Here is an 18,973-nt window from a genome sequence, read left to right as displayed (position 1 = left end):
CGGCGTGCCTGAGGGCGACAACGTCTACCAGGCCGCTCGCCGCATGCACGCAGCCCTCGCGGGGAAGCGGCTCGCCGCGAGCGACTTCCGCGTGCCGGCGTTCGCGACGCTCGACCTCACCGGATGGACAGTGCTCGAGGTCGTCTCGCGCGGCAAGCACCTCCTGCACCGCCTGGCGCCGCCGGAAGAGGGCGCGAGTGGCCACGCGAGCAGCGGGACATGGCCACGCGACGGGCGAGAGGTGGCCACGCGTGGGGATGGGCGGCTGAGCGTGCACTCGCACCTGTCCATGGAGGGCGCCTGGGACGTCTATCCGCCCGGGAAGCGGTGGCGCAGGCCCGCGCACACGGCACGGGCCGTGCTCACGGCCGAGGACGGAACGAGCGCCGTGGGGTTCTCCCTCGGCCTGCTCGAGGTGGTCGCGACCGCCGAGGAGGGCGAGGCCGTCGGGCATCTGGGGCCGGACCTCCTCGGCCGCGACTGGGACGCTGCCCTCGCCGAGTCGAACCTGCGGGCAGAGCCGGCACGCGCCGTGGGCCATGCCCTGCTGGACCAGCGCAACCTGGCCGGGATCGGCAACATCTACCGGTGCGAGCTGTGCTTCCTCGGGCGCGTGCACCCGGCCACGCCCGTGGGCGAGGTGCCGGACCTGCCCGGCATCGTCGCGATGGCCAAGCGGCTGCTCGAGGCGAACAAAGACCGCTCGCGCAACACCGTGGGCGGCTACGGGCCGCGCAACGGGACGTGGGTGTACGGGCGGGCCGGCCAGCCCTGCCTCCGCTGCCGGACCAGGGTCCAGCACGCCACGCTCGGCGGCCGGGACGGGCCCACAGCCCCCGACGGGCGCGACGAGTTCGAGCGGGACATCTGGTTCTGCCCGAGCTGCCAGCCGCTGCGCTGAACCGCCCCCCCGGCTCCGCCGCACTGCCGCGGGCCGGCCTGCAGCGGGCCGGCCTGCAGCGGGCTGGCCTTCAGCGACGGCCTTCCGCGCTGCCTACCGCCGCCCCGCCGCCACGCCGTGCCCCGGCGGCCGGCGGACCTTCGCCTTCCCCGTGTGCACCACGAAGGGCACGGCACGCCGATGGACCCGCGTGTGGGCGTCATGCCCGGCGAGGGAGGGGACAGGGGCCGGTGGAGCCGAGGGATGCGGGGCCTGCTCGTGCGCGGTGCGGTAGAAGAAGTGCTTGGCCGTCTCGATGAGGACCAGGTACAGCACGACCATCCCGGCGAGGGCGAGGAAGAACGGCACCGGGAGCGGGAAGAAGCCGATGAGCGTCCCGAACTGCGTGTACGGGATGACGGCGCCGACCGCCACGACCGCCAGGACACTGGCCGTGAGCACCGCCGACGCCCGACTGCGCACGAACGGGATGCGCCGTGTCCGGATCGCGAAGACGATGAGCGTCTGGGTCGCGAGGGACTCGACGAACCAGCCTGCCCGGAACTCCTCGGGAACCGCGTGCAGGACCCAGAGCATGAGCGCGAAGGTCGCGAAGTCGAACAGGGACGAGATCGGCCCGAACACGAGCATGAACCGCCGGATCCCGGCGATGTCCCAGTGTGCGGGCCGGCGCAGCTGCTCGCGGTCCACGCGGTCGGTCGGGATGGCGAGCTGGCTCGAGTCGTAGAGGAGGTTGTTGAGCAGGATCTGCCCGGGAAGCATGGGCAGGAAGCTCAGGAATGAGCTCGCCGCCGCGGCCGAGAACATGTTGCCGAAGTTGCTGCTGGTGCCCATGAGAAGGTACTTGACTGTGTTGGCGAAGATCCGGCGCCCGCCCACCACGCCGTCGGCCAGTACCCCCAGGTCCTTGTCGAGGAGCACGACGTCGGCGGCGTCCTTCGCGACGTCGGTCGCGGAATCGACGGAGATCCCGACGTCGGCCTTCGCGAGCGCAATCGCGTCGTTGACGCCGTCGCCGAGGAACCCGACGGAGTGCCGGCGCCGCAGGAGCGCCACGACGCGGGCCTTCTGCTCCGGCGAGACCCGGGCGAAGACCCGTGCGCCGGTCGCCGCGCGGGCAAGCTCGTCGTCGTCCATCCCGTCGAGGTCTGCGCCGGTGAGCACGTCGCCGGCGCGCATCCCCAGCACGCCGGTGACGTGCTGGGCGACGAGCGCGTTGTCCCCCGTGGCGATCTTGACCTCGATCCCCAGCTCGGCAAGCCGGCCGAGGGACGCCCGGGCGTCCTGCTTGGGGCGGTCGATGAAGCTCAGGAAGCCCTCGAGCCTCAGCGGGCCGCCCTCCGTGCCCGCCGCGGCCGGCGCCCCTCCGCCGGGTCCAGGGCCTCTGGCTGTCCCCGCCGGCCCGCTCGCGACGGCGACGACGCGCGCCCCGCGCCGGAAGAGGGCGTCGAGGGCGGCCCGGGCGTGGTCGTCGGCGCCGGCGGCGGGACCGGAGCACAGGGCGAGGACCGCCTCGGGCGCGCCCTTGACGATCCGCAGGGTCCCTTCCGGGCCGGCGTCCGGTCCGTCCCAGCGCACGGCGGTCTCCATGGTGCGGGTGCCGTGGTCGAAGGGGCGCAGGGCCACGCGGATCCTCCCGGCAAGGGCGGCGGGGAGCTCGGGGAAGGCTTCCCACAGGGCCGCGTCGACGGGGTTCTGGCCGGCGCCGAACGCGCCGGCCTCGCTCGGGTCGACCTCGCAGCACAGCATCGCGAGTTCCGTGAGGCGCCGCCGCTCCAGCTCGCCGCCCCCCGTGTTCCCGCCTCCCGTGTTCCCGCCTCCCGTGTTCCCGCCTCCCGCCGCGCTGACCGGCACAGCTTCCTCGAAGCCGATCCGCCCCTCGGTGAGCGTCCCGGTCTTGTCGGTCACCAGGACGTCGAGGTTGCCGAGGTCCTCGATTGCGAGGAGCCGCTTGACGAGCACGCGGTCCTTCGCGAGGAGCCGCGAGCCGGCCGCGAGGCTCGTGCTCACGACGGCGGGAAGCAGCTGGGGCGTGATGCCGACCGCGATCGCGAGGGAGAACAGCACCGACTCGATGAACGGCCGCTGCAGGACGAGGTTGATGGCGAGGATCCCTGCCGTGAGGGCGATCCCGACCCACAGGAGCATCACGGAGAAGTCCTTGAGCCCGCGCTGGAAGCCCGTCTCGGGGAGCCCTTGGGCGAGGCCCGCGGCAATGCGGCCGAACTCGGCGTCCCTGCCCGTCGCGGTGACGACGGCGCGCCCCGTCCCCGCGTGGATGACGGTGCCCATGAGCAGGCACGCGCTCAGCTCTGCGAGCGCCGTCCCCTCGGGGACCGGATCCGCGTGCTTCGGCACCGCCGCGGACTCGCCGGTCAGGACGCCCTCGTCCGCCTCGAGCCCGTCCGCCTCGATCACGCGCGCGTCCGCGGGGACGATGTTCCCCAGTCCCACGCGCACGACGTCGCCCGGCACCAGGTCGCGGACCGGCACCGGGCGCTCGTTCCCTCCCCGGGTGACGACCACGGTGTGCGAGATGCGTGCGTGCAGGTCCGCAGCCGTCTTCTCTGCCCGGAACTCGTTGACGAACCCGAGCAGGGCGCTCCCGAGGAGGATGGCGACGATGATGACCGCGTTGAGCCGGTCCCCTGTCGCGAAGGAGAGGACCGCGGCTGCGACGAGCAGTCCCTGGAGCGGGCTCGCGAACTGCCGCACGAGGACGTGTACCCCGCTCACGCGGCGGGCTTGGAGGACGTTCGCGCCGAGCGCGAGCCGCCGGGCGGCCTCGTCCTCGCCCAGCCCGGCAGGACCGGTCCCGAGGGCCGCGAGGACCTCGTCCGCAGGCATGCCGGCGGCCTGGGCGGCCGGCAGCTGGCAGCGATCGGAGACGGCCTCGACGCTCACGCGGCCCACTCTACGCGGGGCCGGGCAGGGCGTGGGCGGCCCTCGGCGGGTCCGTCTCCCAGAGGCGGGGAGCCCCGGTGGGCAGCCCGCCGCGAGGGCCCGCTGGAGGGGAACCGGGCTACCCTCCCGTCGCCCTCAGCCGCAGGGTGAGGGTGCGGGCCTCGGGCCGCAGCGCCGCCGTCGGCCACACGTCCGGCCCGCAGGCCCGGGAGCCGAGCCCGTGCTGCGCCGCATCGAGGTACAGCCACGACCGCCCGGAGCCCGGCAGCTCGTGCGGGTGCGCCGCCGCTGCGGTCTCCTGCGCCGTGTGGCGGCTCAGGGTGAAGCCCGGCCGGCGGCCGAGGGAGTCGGCGGATGCCTCGATCCGCAGCCACGGGGCGCCGGCAGCGGCGAGGTCGAGGCTGCGCAGGCCCCCGCGGTGCCCCGTCTCCTGCGGGCGCGCGTATGGGACGGACAGCTCGTCGATCCCGGCCTCCCAGCGGCCGACGAGCGCGGAGCTGATGCTGTCCGGGTAGGACTCGCGCGGGCCGAGGCCGAACCAGGCAGCCCGGTCCACGCTCGCGTCGAGGCCGAAGCGCACGCCCACGCGCGGCCAGACGCCGTCCCAGCCGGTGCTCGGCACGAGGTCCACGCGCAGCCACAGCTCTGCGCCGTCGAGCTGCCACTGCTCCTCGACCGTCACCGAGCAGGCGCGGTCCGCCGCGGCGTAGCGGGTGCGGACCCGCAGCGCCGCCGGCCCCGCCTCGACCGACTCGACCCGGGCACGGAGCCGGTGCAGGCCCAGGGCCTCCCAGCGCGCGGCCGACGACGGCGCGGGCCGTCCGTTGCCCGGGACGCCGTGGGCGTCGGGAGTCCAGGGGTCCACGCCCTCGTAGCTGCCGAACCCGCCGCCCCGGTCGTTGTCCGTGGGCGCGCGGAACAGCTCGAGCCGCGGCCCCTCGGCGGACAGCCCGGCGAGCGCCACGAGCCGCCCGTCCTCGAACTCCGCAGGGCCGAGCACCAGGCGACCGCGCGCCCCCGACGCCGCCGGGAGCCCCGGGAGCGGCGCAGCCGGGAGCGGCCGTGGCCCGGCCACACGGGCCGCACGCTCCGAGAGCTGCAGCTGTGCGGCAGCGACCTCGTGGCCGGCCTCGGCCCAGACTGCTGCCTCCGCGAGCTCGGCCGTGACCGTGAGCCACGCCTCGCCCGCGCACAGCCCCGCGGGCACGGGCACCTCGAGGAGGGCCTCTTCGCCCGCCCGGAGCGGCCCGCCCGCGGGCCCGGCCACGGCCAGCCCGCCCGAGGCGACGCGCACGCCATCGTCCTCGAGCCGCCAGCGGAAGGCGAGGTCGCCGGCGTCGGCCGTGTGCCTCAGGTTCCGCACGCGCACGGCCGGCTTGGCGCCGTCGCGGGCCACGAAGCCGAGGCGGACGGGCGCGACGACCTGCTTGAACTCGTAGAGCCCGGGGCTCGGGGTCGAGTCGGAGAGGACCATGCCGTCCATGACGAAGTTGCCGTCGTGGACCTCCTCGCCGAAGTCGCCGCCATACGCGAGGTACTCGGTCCCGTCCGCAGTGCGGGCGAGCAGGCCGTGGTCGCGCCACTCCCACACGAACCCGCCGTGCAGGCGCGGGTAGCGGTCCACGAGGTCCTCGTACGCATCGATCGCGCCGGGGCCGTTGCCCATCGCGTGGACGTACTCGCACAACAGGAACGGCCTGCTGCGCTGGCGGGCGGCCTCGGCGGGCGAGCAGCCGAGCAGGGGCGAGGTGTCGCCGTCGCGCCCGATCGTCCCGGTCTCGGGGACGGAGGCGTACATGCGCGAGTACACGTCCGTGTACGCGCCCGTGTAGTCGCCCTCGTAGTGCACGGGCCGCTCGGGGTCCCTCGCGTGGACCCACGCCGACATCGCGGCGAGGTTGGCGCCCGTTCCGGACTCGTTGCCGAGGGACCACAGGACGATGCAGGGGTGGTTCTTGTCCCGCTCCACGGTCCGCTCGATCCGGTCCAGGTACGCGGCACGCCACGACGGGTCGTCGCTCGGGTTGCCTGCCCAGCCGTGGCGCTCGAACCCGTGGGTCTCGAGGTCGCATTCGAGGATGACCCAGAAGCCGAGCTCGTCCGCGAGCTCGAGGAGCCGGGGGTGGGGCGGGTAGTGGCTCGTGCGGATCGCGTTGACGTTGAAGCGCTTCATGAGCAGCAGGTCCTCGCGGGCGAAGTCCTCGTCGAACGCACGCCCGCGCGCCATGTGCGTCTCATGGCGGTTGACGCCGCGGAACACGACGCGCCGGCCGTTGACGAGGAACCGGTCGCCGCGGATCTCGACCGTGCGGAAGCCGATCCGCAGCGAGACCGTCTCGGCGGCGCTGGACACGGTCGCCTCGTAGAGCCGCGGCGTCTCCGCGGTCCAGCGCTCGACGGCGGGGATCCGCACGGGGGCGACCTCGCCGGGGCCGGCCCATTCGACGTCGATCCCGAGCTCGGGCACGCCGAGGCGGACGGGGAAGGACGACGACGGCGCGGTCACCTCGGGCTCGATCGTCCCGGCGCCGCCGTGGTAGCCGGCGCGCAGCCACACGTCCTCGATGCCCCCCGCCGGACGGGACAGGAGCGTCACGGAGCGGAAGATGCCGGGGAGCCACCACTGGTCCTGGTCCTCGACGTAGCTCGACGCGGACCACTGGTGCACGCGGACGGCAATCGTGTTGGTGCCCGCCCGGACGGCCTCGGTGACGTCGAACTCCTGGACCAGGCGGCTGCCGGTGCCCCAGCCGACCTCCTCGCCGTTGACCCACACCCTGTAGCGGGACTCGACGCCGTCGAAGCGCAGCACGACGCGCCCTGACCCGCCGCCCGCCGCGCCGCGGCCCTCGTCCTCGTGCTCGTCCTCGAGCCAGGCGGCGGGGACCTCGAACGTGCGGCGGTAGTCGCCGGTCGGGTTCTCGTCAGGGACGAAGGGCGGCTCGCACGGGAACGGGAACTGGACGTTCGTGTAGACCGGACGGCCGTACGCGCCGTCGCCTTCCAGGACCCAGTGGGAAGGGACGGGCAGCGTGTCCCACGCGCCGTCGTCGTACGCCTCCGCCGCCATGGCCTCCGGTGCCTCGCCCGCGGGCAGCACGCCGCGCCCGCCAGGTGTGCCGGGCACGCCGGGGAGGAGGCGGAAGCGCCAGTCGCCGTCGAGGGAGAGCGAGGGCGCGTCGCTGCGCAGCCAGGACCGGGCCGGGACCCGGCGGCCGCCGCCGGGTGCCGTGTCGGTGACGTAGTGCTGCTCGGGGACTGCGGTCATGAGGACTTCCTCTTCGTGGACTGGAATCCATTCGGTGGCGGCGTCGGGCCGATCGGACCAACGTGACCCACACTACCCTAAAATTGAGTAGTCGCTCGAATTTCATCGGTCCGACCGTCCCTAGACTGGGGGACTGTGGCAATCAAGGGGACAGGGCGCAGCCCGCGGGGCCCGTACGCGAAGACCGCAGAGCGGCGCAGGCAGATCGCCCAGGCCGCGCTCGAGGTCTTCGGCGCACGGGGCTACCGCGGAGGGACCGTGCAGGAGGTCGCCGACCGCGTGGGGATGAGCCAGACGAGCGTGCTCCACCACTTCCCCACGAAGGCCGCCCTCCTCGTGGCCGCGCTCGAACACCGCGACGCCATCGCCGACGAGTCCCCCGGGACCGGCGACCGCTTCGCGGAATCGGTGGTCCGCCAGGCCGAGCACAACGAAGGCGCTCCCGGGCTCATCGAGCTCTACGCGGTCCTGTGCGGCGAGTCCACGACCGAGGGGCATCCAGCCCGCACGTACTTCGAGGAGCGCTTCGAGAGGCTCCGTTCCGAGTACGCCGAGGAGCTGCGGCACCTGGCCGAGGCCGGGCGGCTGCGACCCGGCGTCGACCCGGAGACGGCAGGGACGACCCTCCTGGCCCTGTGGGACGGCATCCAGGTCCAGTGGCTGTTCGCTCCTGCGGAGATCGACATGGCGGCGACCCTCAAGGCCTATCTGGACCTGATCATGCTCCCCGCCCCGGCGGCACCGGCCCCCGCGGCACCGGCCGACGCGCCCTGAGAGGGCCTATCCGTACAGGCCTTCAAGGTACGCCGACCACGCCTCCGCGTTGGCCGCAGCCTTCGCCGTCCGGTCCCCGTCCGAGCCCTCGCCCGTCGAGAAGTCGTGCACCGTGAGCCCCACACGGTGCCCGTAGGCCTGCCGGCCGAACACCCGCACCATCAGGTCCTCGGTGCGCAGGCCCAGGAAGTTCTCCTCGAGGTAGTCCACCGTCACCTCCGCGGGTCCCAGCCCCGGGACGTCGAGGTCCCGCTTCTCACCCGGGATGGCGCCGAGCAGGCCGAGCGAGCCCACGAGGAGCTCGAACGCGTCAGGCGCGGCCGCGCCGTCGGGCCCCTGCACCTCGCTGAACGCGACCGGCCGGCCGTCGAAGTGGGCCAGGTACTCGGCGAGCGTGTGCAGGTAGAAGGCCGTGTGCCTCACGGCGGCGTCGTACTGGCGCTCCCAGTCGTCGGTCAGGACGGACGAGTGGACGTAGTGCAGGTGCGTCCCCTCCGGGCCCGGCGTGAGGACGTACTCGAGCTGGTTGTACCAGCCGCCCTCCCCCTCCATGCGCTGGACCAGACGCGCGGGGTACTCCTCCGCGACCCGCTCGTGCGGGTAGGCCTCGTGGAACGGGTACATCCACGCGGCCGTGTCCTCGGTGAGCGCCTGCCAGATCCGCTCGGGCGCCGCGTCGATCAGGACGTCCTGGACGATCTCGAAGGGATGGCTCTCGGTCATGGCTGGTCTCCTCGTCTGTGGCGCCGCCGCCGTGCCACGATGGCCACGGCCGCGTTCCCGTGTCAAGACCGGGCAGGTGCTCGTTCGGGACAGTGGAACGGGCTTACGCTGGAAGCAGCTACCGGCTGGGAGGCAGCGTCCCCACTAGGAGCAGTCATGGCATCGACCCCGCACGGCGCAGCTGTCATCCCCCTCGGCCACCTTCCCGGCGACAGGCCCGCCGGCGCCGCAGCCTATGCGGCCGCCGGGATCGGAGTCGTGAGCGCGGCAGCCCTGGCCGCCATGTTCGCCGTCGAGGTCCCGCGCGGCGGCCCCTACGTCTTCGGCGGCATCAACGACTTCACAGGAGGACTGTTCTTCGCCGCCTCCATCCCCGCGATCGTCCAGATCCACCGGCGCCTCGGTCAGGGACCTGGGAGCCGGCTGGCCCTCGGCGCGACCGTCGCCGGCTCCGGTGCGGCTGCCGTGAGCAGCGTCCTGCTCTCGCTGCACCTTGTGGACTTCACGGCGTCCACTGCCGTGACGATGGCGGGCATCCTCGGCCAGGCGGTGTGGACGGCGGTGGCCAACCACAAGCTCGCCCACCGCGCCCCCTATCCCCCGCGGCTCGCGCGGGCCGGCCGGGCCCTCGGGACAGGCATGGTCATCGCGCTGCCGGTCGTGTCCGCCGGCTACGCGGCTGCCGGGATCCCGGCGCTCCAGACGGCGCTCTTCGCCGTAGGGGGTGCCGTGGGCGCGGCTGCCTACCTTGCGTGGCCCATCTGGCTCGCCTTCGCCGGCCGCCAGCTCACGGGCGCTGCCGAGCGCCGGGCCCCGATGCGCCAAGCGCCGGCCGCGGCCTGACCCTCAACGGCCCTAAGACCCTAGCCCCTCCGGCCCGTGCCGGGAAGAATGATGGGACTTGGGGAATGCTGGGGGACAGAGTGAGGAGTCGGCTGTGTTCGACGGAATGCGGGATGAAGGCAAATTCGGCGACCATCAGGATGACGGCAAGGCACCGCTGAGGGTGTTCATCCTCGACGACCACGAGCTCGTGCGGCGGGGGCTGCAGGAGCTTCTCGAGGGCGAGGGCTTCGACGTCGTGGGCACATCTGCGACCGCGGCGGAGGCCACGCGGCGCATTCCCGCGCTCCGGCCGGACGTCTCGGTTCTCGACGTCCGCCTGCCCGACGGGACCGGGATCGAGGTGTGCCGCGACGTCCACGCCGTGGACCCTTCCCTCCCCTGCGTCATGCTCACGAGCTACGACGACGAGCAGTCGCTCCGCGGCGCGGTCCTCGCCGGGGCGAGCGGCTACGTGCTCAAGGAGATCCGCGGGACCGAGCTTGTCACGGCACTGCGCCGGGCGGCGGCCGGGGAGTCGCTCTTCGACCCGGAGGTCCGCACGCGCGTCCTCGCGGGCCTCACGGCGGTCGAGCCGGCCACGGACCCACGGCTGGACCTCCTCAGCCCTCAGGAGCGGCGCGTCCTCGAGCTCATCGGCCAGGGCATGACCAACCGGGAGATCGGCGAGCACCTGTTCCTCGCAGAGAAGACGGTCAAGAACTACGTCTCCTCGCTGCTGGCCAAGCTCGGCTACGAGCGGCGGACCCAGGCCGCCCTGTTCATCGCCCGCAACCGCACCGGGGCTTGATCACACGGGGCCTCATGCAGGCGGGCTTGGTGCACGGGGCCTGCTGCACGGCCCCAGCACGTGAGCAGTCGGCGCCCTGATTTCTCCCTCGCGCCTGATTGCGGGCACTGTACCCCCCTACGGCAGGCCGGGCAGGGGCTCGGAGAACACGACCTACATCACGGGCCACAGCTGGGAGGACCGGGATGCCCCGTTCAACCGCCTCAGCACGGACGTCAAGGTGGGAGACGCCGTCACGGTGACCACTGCGGCCGGGACGATCCGGTACCGGGTGGACTCGGTCAGCACGCATGACAAGCAGACGCTCAAGGACAGCGGCATCTGGCGCGCCGTGCCCAACCGGCTCGTGCTCGTCAGCTGCTACAGCCAGGACCTGCACGGCAGGAACGTGATCGTGACCGCGGTCCCGGCCTGACCCGGCTCTGTCTGGCGGCCGCCCGGACTACCGACCGCCCAGCGGGACCTCCCAGCGCAGGCGCGTGCCGCCGTCGTCCGACGAGCCCACCTCGCAGGTGCCGCCGAGGACGCGGGCGCGGTCCTCGACGTTCTTGAGCCCGCTGCGGCGCGTGACCTCGCCGAGCCCCTGGCCGTCGTCGGACACCACGAGCTCGAGCCTGCCGCCGCTCACCGAGGCCGTGACCCACAGCGAATCCGCCTGCGCGTGCCGCACCACGTTCGAGACGCCCTCCGTGAGCACCGCGACCACATGGTCTCCCACGGCCGGTGAGACGGCGGTGTCGATCGGCCCGTACAGCTCCACCCGCGGCGCGCTCGGGAGGGACCGGGCGCCGTCCTGCACGACCCGCACGAGCCGGGCGCTCAGGCGGTCCGTGGCGCTGGCCTCGTTGAGCGAGTAGATGGTGCTGCGCACGGCTGCGATGCTCTCGTCCAGCTCGGCGGTGATCGCATCGATCTTCTCCCCCGCCCCGTGCGGTATGAAGCGGCGCAGGCCCTGCAGGCTCAGGCCCGCGGCGAAGAGGCGCTGGATCACGATGTCGTGGAGGTCCCGCGCGATCCGGTCCCGGTCGGAGAACACCACGAGCTGCTCGCGCAGCAGGTGGGTCCTGGCCACCTGCAGCGCGAGGGCCGTGTAGGCGAAGAAGCCCGGCGCCATCTCGACGTCCACGGGGGATATGGGCGGGCCGCCCTGCGCCCGGGCCAGGACGACGGCGCCGATGCCCTGGCTCCCGGGGACCACGAGGACCTGGCGGATGCCCCGGTGCGCCCCGCCGAACACCTCTGCGCCCTCGGCCAGGATCGGATGGCCCCCCGCCACCGCGCGTGCGGCGAGTGCCACGGCCCCTGCGCGCGCCACGGCGTCGAACTCCTCCGCCGCGGCGCCGACCACCGCCGGCCACCGCACCTGCTCGCCGTCGTGCCACGGGAGTGCCACCGCCGCGAGGTCGGACTCGGACAGCACGAGCGCCTGCTCGGCGATGAGCTCGAACGCGTCCTCCGGCTCGTCCATCTCCAGGATCCCGCCGGCCACGCCCATGCTCGCCTCGCGCCAGCGTTGGCGCCGGGCGATGTCCGCGAAGAGCCGGGCGTTCTCGATCGCGACGCCCGCGGCGGCCGCGAGGGCGACCGCGAGGTCCTCGTCCTCGGCGCTGAAGTCCTCCCCGCCCGCCTTCTCCGTGAGGTAGAGGTTGCCGAACACCTCGTCCCGCACTCGGATGGGCACGCCGAGGAAGGAGTGCATGGGCGGATGGTTCGCGGGGAATCCGTAGGAGTCGGCGTGCGCGCCCAGATCGTGCAGCCGGATGGGGTGCGGCTCGCGGATGAGCAGGCCCAGGACACCATGCCCCGTGGGCGGGGCGCCGATCCGGCTCACCGTCTCGTCGTCCATCCCCACGGTCAGGAAGTGGCTGAGCAGGCCGCCCTCCGGGGCGAGCACCCCGAGCGCCGCGTACCGGGCACCGACCAGGTCCCGTGCCGAGGTCACCACCCGGTCCAGGACCGCCTCGAGCGTGAGCTCCTCCGCGACGGACACCACTGCGGAGAGCAGCCCGCGCATGCGCTCCTGCGTCTCGAGCAGCTCATGCGCCCGGGACACGAATTGCTTCAGCAGGTCCTCGATCCGGTTCGCCGCCGTCTCGGGCAGGATCGAGCCGCCGCCCGTCTCGTGTACGTCCACTGTTCCTCCTGATTCCAGTATGACCACGAGTGCTTGCAGGGGGCAGGAGGGGGACCAAAGACACTTACACCGCGCGGCGGGCGCGCCAAGAATCGAAGGGCGAGGGGCCGGCGTCGTCCGCGATGGCGACCGCCCCCGGAAGGCCGCACCGCCCCGCGGCACCCCCTTCGACCAGGAGCGCGCCATGACCCACACCCGGGATGCCCTCGTTGTCCACCCGGCGGCCCCGGACATGTCCGAGGAGGAGCGGACCGCGCTCACCGAGGCGATCGACGCCGCCCTCGCGTGCGCGCAGGCATGCACCACGGGGGCGGACAGCTGCCTCGACGAGCCGGGCATCGCGCACCTGAGGAACGTGGTCAGGGCCCAGCAGAACGCCGCCGCCATGTGCTCCGCCGCCGCCCAGATCCTCTCCCGCTTCGGCTCCGACTTCGGGCCGACTCCCGCCACCGTGCTTCACGCGCTCGGGGACGTGGCCGCGTTGTGCGAGGACGCCGCCCGGGTCTACGCCGGCGCCTACGAGCACTGCCGCGTCACCGCCGAAGCGTGCGCCCGTGTGCGCGCCGCCGCGGCCGGCCTCCTCGCGAGGGGCTGAGCCATGGCGACCGCCGTGGAGCATCCCCGCCCCGGGACGGACTCGGCCGGCCTCGTCGTCGCGTTCGAGGAGGTGGGGATCGGGGATGTGGCGCGTGTGGGCGGCAAGAACGCCTCCCTCGGGGAGCTCGTGCGGAGCCTGAAGGAGGCCGGCGTGGCCGTGCCCGAGGGCTTCGCGACGACCTCGGAGGCGTACCGGCTCTTCATCGACGCCAACGGCATCCGCGGCTCCCTCGGCGCGGTGCTCTCCGCGTACCGGGGCGGCGGCGCGTCCCTGCGCGAGACCGGCGCCGCGGCCCGCGAGCTCTTCCTCGCCGGGGCCTTCCCCGAGCAGCTCACGACGCCGATCCTCGCCGCGTACCGCAGCCTCGCCTCGCGCGTGGGGCTGGAAGCGCCCGCGGTCGCGGTCCGCAGCTCGGCGACGGCCGAGGACCTCCCCGAGGCGAGCTTCGCCGGCCAGCAGGAGACGTTCCTCAACGTCTCCGGCGAGCGGGAACTGCTCGACGCATGCCGCCGCTGCTTCGCGTCCCTCTTCACGGACCGGGCCATCGCGTACCGGGAGCTGCGCGGGATCGACCACCTCGACGTGGCGCTCTCGATCGGCGTCCAGCGCATGGTCCGCTCGGACCTGGCCGGCTCCGGCGTCATCTTCACCCTCGACACCGAGTCCGGCTTCCCGCGTGTGGTGGAGATCAGCGCGGCGTGGGGGCTCGGGGAGACCGTGGTGCAGGGATCAGTGAACCCGGACCTTTACGAGGTCTTCTCCCCGCTCCTCGGGCAGCGGGGGCTGAGGCCCATCATCGGCAAGGCCGCCGGCGCGAAGGAGCGCAAGCTCGTGTTCGCCCGCTCCGGCTCGGGGACACTCGCGCTCGAGACCTCGCGGGCCGAGCGGGAGGCGTTCGTGCTCGACGACGACGAGATCCTCACGCTCGCGCGCTGGGCCGTCGCGGTGCAGGAGCACTACGGCCGGCCCATGGACATGGAATGGGCCAAGGACGGGGTGACGGGCGAGCTGTTCATGGTCCAGGCCCGGCCCGAGACCGTCCAGGCGCGGCGGAGCGCCTCCGCCCTGCGCATCCACCGCCTGACCGGCACGGGGCCCGTGCTCGCGCGGGGCGCGGCGATCGGGGACGCTATCTCCTCCGGGGAGGCGTGCGTGATCGCGGACCCCTCCGAGATCGGCAGGTTCCGGGACGGCGCCGTGCTCGTGACCACCATGACGGACCCGGACTGGGTGCCGATCATGAAGCGCGCATCGGGGATCGTCACCGACCACGGCGGGCCCACGAGCCACGCCGCGATCGTGAGCCGCGAGCTGGGCGTGCCGGCCGTCGTCGGCACCGTCCACGGGACCACGGCGATCCCGGACGGCGACCCCGTCACCGTCTCGTGCGCCCAGGGCGCGGAGGGCCTCGTCCTGGGCGATCTCGTGCCGTTCGAGGTCGAGGAGGCGGACATCGGAGCGCTGCCGGAGACGCGCACCCGGGTCATGGTGAACCTCGCGGACCCCTCCGCGGCGTTCCGCTGGTGGCGGCTGCCGGCCGCCGGGGTGGGGCTCGCGCGGATGGAGTTCATCATCTCGGGCCTGATCCGGGTGCACCCCATGGCGCTCGTCCACCCCGAGCGGGTCACGGATCCCGCGGACCGCGAGGCCATCGCGGAGCTCACCCGCGCCTACGCCGACCCGACCGAGTACTTCGTGGACCACCTCGCGGCCGGGATCGCGAAGATCGCCGCCCCGTTCCACCCCGCGCCGGCGATCGTGCGCCTGAGCGACTTCAAGACCAACGAGTACGCCGGACTCCTTGGCGGTGCCGCATTCGAGGAGGCCGAGGAGAACCCCATGCTCGGATTCCGGGGCGCCTCGCGCTACCACGACGAGCGCTACCGTGAGGGCTTCGCCCTCGAGTGCCGCGCGCTGAAGAAGGCGAGGGAGGTGCTCGGGTTCGCCAACGTCGTCGTCATGGTGCCGTTCTGCCGCACCCCCGCTGAGGCGGACGCGGTGCTCGCGGCGATGGCCGAGAACGGCCTGGCGCGCGGCGAGAACGGGCTCAAGGTGTACATGATGTGCGAGATCCCCTCCAACGTGGTGCTCGCGGAGAAGTTCGCCTCACGGTTCGACGGGTTCTCGATCGGCTCGAACGACCTCACGCAGCTTGTCCTGGGGGTGGACCGCGATTCGGCGTACCTCGCCGAGCAGTTCGACGAGCGGGACGAGGCCGTGACCGCCATGATCGCCGAGGCCATCCGCAAGGCCCACGCCGCCGGCATCCCGATCGGGATCTGCGGCCAGGGGCCGAGCAACCACCCGGACTTCGCGGAGTTCCTCGTGGGCGAGGGCATCGACTCCATCTCGCTCAACCCGGACAGCTTCCTGCGGACCGTCCCGATCATCGCCGAGGCCGAGCGCCCCACCCCCTGACGTTCCGGGTACATATAACAGGACCATTTCGACGTCTCAGGTACACATCACAGCGCCCTTTCACCGTTCCGGGTACACCGCGCTCCTCTTCCCGCCGTCGTGCGCCGCAGCGCGGGAAACGCCCCGACGGGCGCTCAGCCGCGCGTCACCTGGATCTTCGCGGACGGCGGCGGAGCCGTCTGCGTCGGGACTGGCACGCGCACCTCGAGGACGCCGTCCTTGTAGCTCGCGGTGACATCGTCCCCGGTGACGCCCTCGGGGAGCGGGAGCGTGCGCGAGAAGGAGCCGTACCGGAACTCCGAGCGGTAGGAGTCGTTGTCCTTGTGCTCGGACTTCTCCTCGCGGCGGGCGCGGATGTGGAGCGCGCCGTCGGAGACGCTCACGTCCACGTCCTTGTCCGGGTCGATCCCGGGCAGCTCGGCCTTGACCACGAGGGAATCGCCCTCCCGGACCTCCTCGACCTTGATCGCCGCGCCGCCGGTTTCCCCCTCGAAGAGCCGCTCGAGCAGCTCGAAGGGCGTACGGCGGTGGTCGAACCACTTGGCCAGCTCTGACATGGGTGTACCCCTTTCCGTTTCGCGCGGGTCGTCGGGCGGGCCCGCACCTCCAGCATGTGCGGCTGCGCGAACGACGGCGAGGGCCCTTGGTCCCGCCGGCGGGTCAGCCGGTGTTGCGCAGGCCGGCCGCGACTCCGTTGATCGTGATCAGGAGCGCCCGCTGCAGCCCCGCCAGCTCCCCGGAGCCCTCCGAGCCCTCTGCCGGCACGCCGGCCTCGCGGATCCGGCGCAGCAGCTCCACCTGGAGGTAGCTGATCGGGTCGAGGTACTGGTCACGGATCTCGAGCGTGCGCTTGAGGGTGGGCGAGGCCTCGAGCAGGGTGGACTCGCCGGTGAGCCGCCGCACCTCGGAGACCGTGAGCTCGTACTCGGCCCGGATGTCCTCGAACACGTGGTGCAGCTCGGCCGGAACCAGGGTCGCCACATAATGCGAGGCGATCTCGAGGTCCGTCTTGGCGAGGGTCATCTCCACGTTGGACAGGACCGAGCGGAAGAAGTGCCAGCGCTCGGAGATCTCGCGCAGCTCGTCCTCCTTGCCCGCCTCCCGCGCGGCCTTCAGGCCGGAGCCCACGCCGTACCAGCCCGGGACGATCTGGCGGGACTGCGTCCAGCCGAACACCCACGGGATGGCGCGGAGGCCGCCGAGGCCCGCCCCGGAGTCGGGGCGCTTGGACGGCCGGGAGCCGATGTTGAGCTGCCCGAGCTGCTCGACCGGCGTGGAGGCCACGAAGTACGCGGGCAGGTCCGGGTCGTCGATCAGGCCCCGGTAGCGCGCGAACGCGGCATCCGAGATGAGGTCCATGAGCTCGCCGTACCGCTCGCGCTCGTCCACGGTGGTGCGCGGGTCCTTGTGCAGGGCCGTGGCGCGCATGACGGCCGCGAGGGACAGCTCGAGGTTCTCGCGCGCGAGCTCGGGCAGCGAGTACTTGTCCGAGATGACCTCGCCCTGCTCGGTGAACTTGATCTCGCCCTCGAGGACGCCGTTGGGCTGGGCCAGGATCGCGTCGTACGTCGGCCCCCCGCCGCGCCCCACGGACCCGCCGCGGCCGTGGAAGAGCCGCAGCCGCACCCCGTGCCGGGCCGCGACGTCGCGCAGCTTCCGCTGGGTCTTGTGGATCTCCCACTGGCTCGTGAGCACCCCGGACTCCTTGTTCGAGTCCGAGTAGCCGAGCATGACCTCCTGCACGTCCCCGCGCAGCCGCACGATCTCGCGGTAGGCCGGCTCGGAGAGGAGCTGGTCGATGATCTCGGCGGAGCCGCGCAGCTCCTCGACCGTCTCGAGCAGCGGGGCGAACCCGATGTGCGCGTACGGCTCGTCGCCGTACAGGCGCACCAGGCCGGCCTCGCGGGCCAGGAGGGCCGGCGCCAGGACGTCGTCAGCGCCGCGGGTCATCGAGACGATGTAGGTCTCGATGACGTCCGGCCCGTAGAGCCGCCGGGCCTGGCGGATCACGCGCATCGTCTCGTAGACGCGTCCCGCGTGGCCCGGGAGCTCGATCGGGTGGCCGGAGAGCGGACGGCGGGACCCCAGCTCGAGGGCGAGGACCCGTCGCCGCTCGGCCCGGGGCAGCTCCAGGTACGGCCGGGACAGCTCCGCGAGGGGGTCCAGGAGCAGGCCGACGGCCTCGTGGTGGTAGTCGGCGTGCTCGCGGATGTCCAGAGTGGCCAGGTGCAGCCCGAACGAGGCGAGGACGCGGCGGGCGGTGGCCAGCACGCCGTCGGCCGCGAGGGGCGAGTGGATGCGCAGCGCGCGCTCGAGGACGGCGAGGTCCTCGCGCAGCTCCTCGGTCGAGATGTAGTCCCGGCCCGGCTCGTGCGGGGTGCCGGCGGAGACGCGCCGGCCCGTGTTGAGCAGCTTGGCCTTGATGCACGTGAGCTTGAGCCGGTACGGCTCCTGGGCATTGAGCTCGAGCACGCGGCGGTCGATCCCGGGCAGCTTCGCGAGGTCCGTGCGGATGGACTCCTCGAGCTCGGGCGCGGCGCCGGCGAGGGCGGTGGAATTGGAGAGGACGCTGATGAGCTCGTCTACGAGCGCGACGGCGATGCGCACCGCAGCCTGGTTCTGCAGCGCGAGGATCTCGCGCGTGACCTCGGGGGTCACGTTGGGGTTGCCGTCCCGGTCCCCGCCGATCCACGAGCCGAAGCGCAGCGGCGCGCGGTCCTCGGGCAGGCGCACGCCGTGCTCGGCGAGCAGTCCCGAGAGCTCGTCGAGGACCTCGGGCATGGCCCCGGTGAGGATCTCCCCGAGGTAGTAGACGGCGTTGCGGGCCTCGTCGATCGGGGTGGGGCGGACCTGGCGCAGCTCGTCCGTCTGCCACATCTGGTCCATGAGCTCCGCGAGGTGCCGGTCCTGGCGGGCGCGCAGTGCGGTGCCCTCATGGGAGGCCACGGACAGGACCCGGGAGATCGCGCGCAGCTTGTCCAAGACTGATCGGCGCGAGGCCTCCGTGGGGTGCGCGGTGAACACGGGGCGCACGTCGAGCCGGTCGGCCACATGCTGCAGGGCCTCGGCGCCGGCCTCCGCGGCGATGTCGCGGACGGCGGAAGCCAGCCACCCGGCGTCGTCCGCCCGCTCCCCCAGCTCGCGCACCCGGTGGAGCTGCTCCGCGGCGTTGGCGAGGTGGAAGTAGAACGCGAACGCGCGCACGAGCTCCGTCGCCTCGTCGAGGGGCAGGGAGGCGAGCAGCTCGCGGACCTGCTGTGCGACGTCGGCCGCGTTCCACGGGCCCACCGCACCGGCGCCGCCGCGGGCCGCCTCCTTGGACTCCTTGGTGAGCAGCCGCACCTCCTCGACGAGGTGCAGCAGATCCGGGCCGTGCTGGCGCACGAGCGACTCGCCCAGGAGGGTCGAGACGCGGCGGACGTCCGCTCTGAGCTCTGCTGCCGGTTCGGCGGCCAGGCCGGGATCCTCCGCCCGGGGAACGTCGACGGCATCGGCGGGCGCGGGCATGGGCGACTCCAGCGGGTGAGGGGCTCGTATGCGTCGCTGGATACTGTGAGCCGGATTACTAGTTCCAGCGAACGAGGATACCCCAGCCGTCCGCAGTCCTCTGCGGGGTGTCC

13 protein-coding genes are annotated in these 18,973 nt (G+C 73.0%); 7 read left to right on the top strand and 6 right to left on the bottom strand.

Annotation, left to right across the window (positions count from 1 at the left end; translation table 11 throughout):
* The first annotated feature begins 4 nt into the window (after nt 1-4).
* Nucleotides 5-901 carry a DNA-formamidopyrimidine glycosylase family protein gene (locus ABCQ75_RS09755; RefSeq protein ID WP_345885118.1) on the top strand — a complete coding sequence of 299 codons (897 nt, stop codon included), beginning with the start codon at nt 5-7 and terminating at the stop codon, nt 899-901.
* Nucleotides 902-994: 93 nt separating this feature from the next.
* On the opposite strand, the gene ABCQ75_RS09750 is transcribed toward ABCQ75_RS09755, so the two are convergent.
* The gene (locus tag ABCQ75_RS09750; protein ID WP_345885117.1) at nt 995-3,805 is read right to left on the bottom strand and encodes a cation-translocating P-type ATPase; all 2,811 of its coding nucleotides are present in this window, start codon (nt 3,803-3,805) and stop codon (nt 995-997) included.
* A gap of 118 nt (nt 3,806-3,923) precedes the next feature.
* Nucleotides 3,924-7,073 carry a glycoside hydrolase family 2 TIM barrel-domain containing protein gene (locus ABCQ75_RS09745; protein ID WP_345885116.1) on the bottom strand — a complete coding sequence of 1,050 codons (3,150 nt, stop codon included), beginning with the start codon at nt 7,071-7,073 and terminating at the stop codon, nt 3,924-3,926.
* A 135-nt stretch (nt 7,074-7,208) separates the two neighbouring features.
* On the opposite strand from ABCQ75_RS09745, the gene ABCQ75_RS09740 reads away from it, so the two are divergent.
* The gene (locus ABCQ75_RS09740) at nt 7,209-7,847 is read left to right on the top strand and encodes a TetR/AcrR family transcriptional regulator (protein WP_345885114.1); all 639 of its coding nucleotides are present in this window, start codon (nt 7,209-7,211) and stop codon (nt 7,845-7,847) included.
* Nucleotides 7,848-7,853: 6 nt separating this feature from the next.
* Here ABCQ75_RS09740 and ABCQ75_RS09735 read toward each other — a convergent pair whose 3' ends face one another.
* Nucleotides 7,854-8,570 (bottom strand): SRPBCC family protein, encoded by a 717-nt coding sequence (locus tag ABCQ75_RS09735; protein ID WP_345885112.1) that lies wholly within the window; start codon nt 8,568-8,570, stop codon nt 7,854-7,856.
* Nucleotides 8,571-8,726: 156 nt separating this feature from the next.
* Here ABCQ75_RS09735 and ABCQ75_RS09730 point away from each other — a divergent pair, with 156 nt between their 5' ends.
* From ABCQ75_RS09730 to ABCQ75_RS09720, 3 genes are all read left to right on the top strand, one after another.
* Entirely contained in the window at nt 8,727-9,413 is a 687-nt protein-coding gene (locus ABCQ75_RS09730) for a hypothetical protein (protein WP_345885110.1), read from the top strand.
* Between the two features lie 106 nt (nt 9,414-9,519).
* Complete coding sequence (locus ABCQ75_RS09725; protein ID WP_345885281.1) at nt 9,520-10,203, top strand: response regulator; 684 nt, start codon at nt 9,520-9,522, stop codon at nt 10,201-10,203.
* Nucleotides 10,204-10,279: 76 nt separating this feature from the next.
* Nucleotides 10,280-10,618 carry a class F sortase gene (locus ABCQ75_RS09720; protein WP_345885280.1) on the top strand — a complete coding sequence of 113 codons (339 nt, stop codon included), beginning with the start codon at nt 10,280-10,282 and terminating at the stop codon, nt 10,616-10,618.
* Between the two features lie 27 nt (nt 10,619-10,645).
* On the opposite strand, the gene ABCQ75_RS09715 is transcribed toward ABCQ75_RS09720, so the two are convergent.
* Entirely contained in the window at nt 10,646-12,337 is a 1,692-nt protein-coding gene (locus ABCQ75_RS09715; RefSeq protein ID WP_345885109.1) for a GAF domain-containing sensor histidine kinase, read from the bottom strand.
* Nucleotides 12,338-12,521: 184 nt separating this feature from the next.
* Here ABCQ75_RS09715 and ABCQ75_RS09710 point away from each other — a divergent pair, with 184 nt between their 5' ends.
* Nucleotides 12,522-12,932: a four-helix bundle copper-binding protein gene (locus ABCQ75_RS09710; protein ID WP_345885108.1), complete on the top strand. Its 411-nt coding sequence runs from the start codon at nt 12,522-12,524 to the stop codon at nt 12,930-12,932.
* A gap of 3 nt (nt 12,933-12,935) precedes the next feature.
* Nucleotides 12,936-15,353 (top strand): phosphoenolpyruvate synthase, encoded by a 2,418-nt coding sequence (gene ppsA / locus ABCQ75_RS09705; RefSeq protein WP_345885107.1) that lies wholly within the window; start codon nt 12,936-12,938, stop codon nt 15,351-15,353.
* 134 nt (nt 15,354-15,487) lie between these two features.
* Here ppsA and ABCQ75_RS09700 read toward each other — a convergent pair whose 3' ends face one another.
* Both ABCQ75_RS09700 and ppc read right to left on the bottom strand, forming a co-directional pair.
* Entirely contained in the window at nt 15,488-15,910 is a 423-nt protein-coding gene (locus ABCQ75_RS09700) for an Hsp20/alpha crystallin family protein (RefSeq protein ID WP_345885105.1), read from the bottom strand.
* Between the two features lie 103 nt (nt 15,911-16,013).
* Nucleotides 16,014-18,860, bottom strand: a complete 2,847-nt coding sequence (gene ppc / locus ABCQ75_RS09695) for a phosphoenolpyruvate carboxylase (protein ID WP_345885103.1) — start codon at nt 18,858-18,860, stop codon at nt 16,014-16,016.
* Nucleotides 18,861-18,973: the final 113 nt, after the last annotated feature.

The sequence above is a fragment of the Sinomonas halotolerans genome, assembly GCF_039615075.1.
Taxonomy (GTDB): Bacteria; Actinomycetota; Actinomycetes; order Actinomycetales; family Micrococcaceae; genus Sinomonas; species Sinomonas halotolerans.
This window is presented reverse-complemented; position numbering and strand designations above follow the sequence as displayed.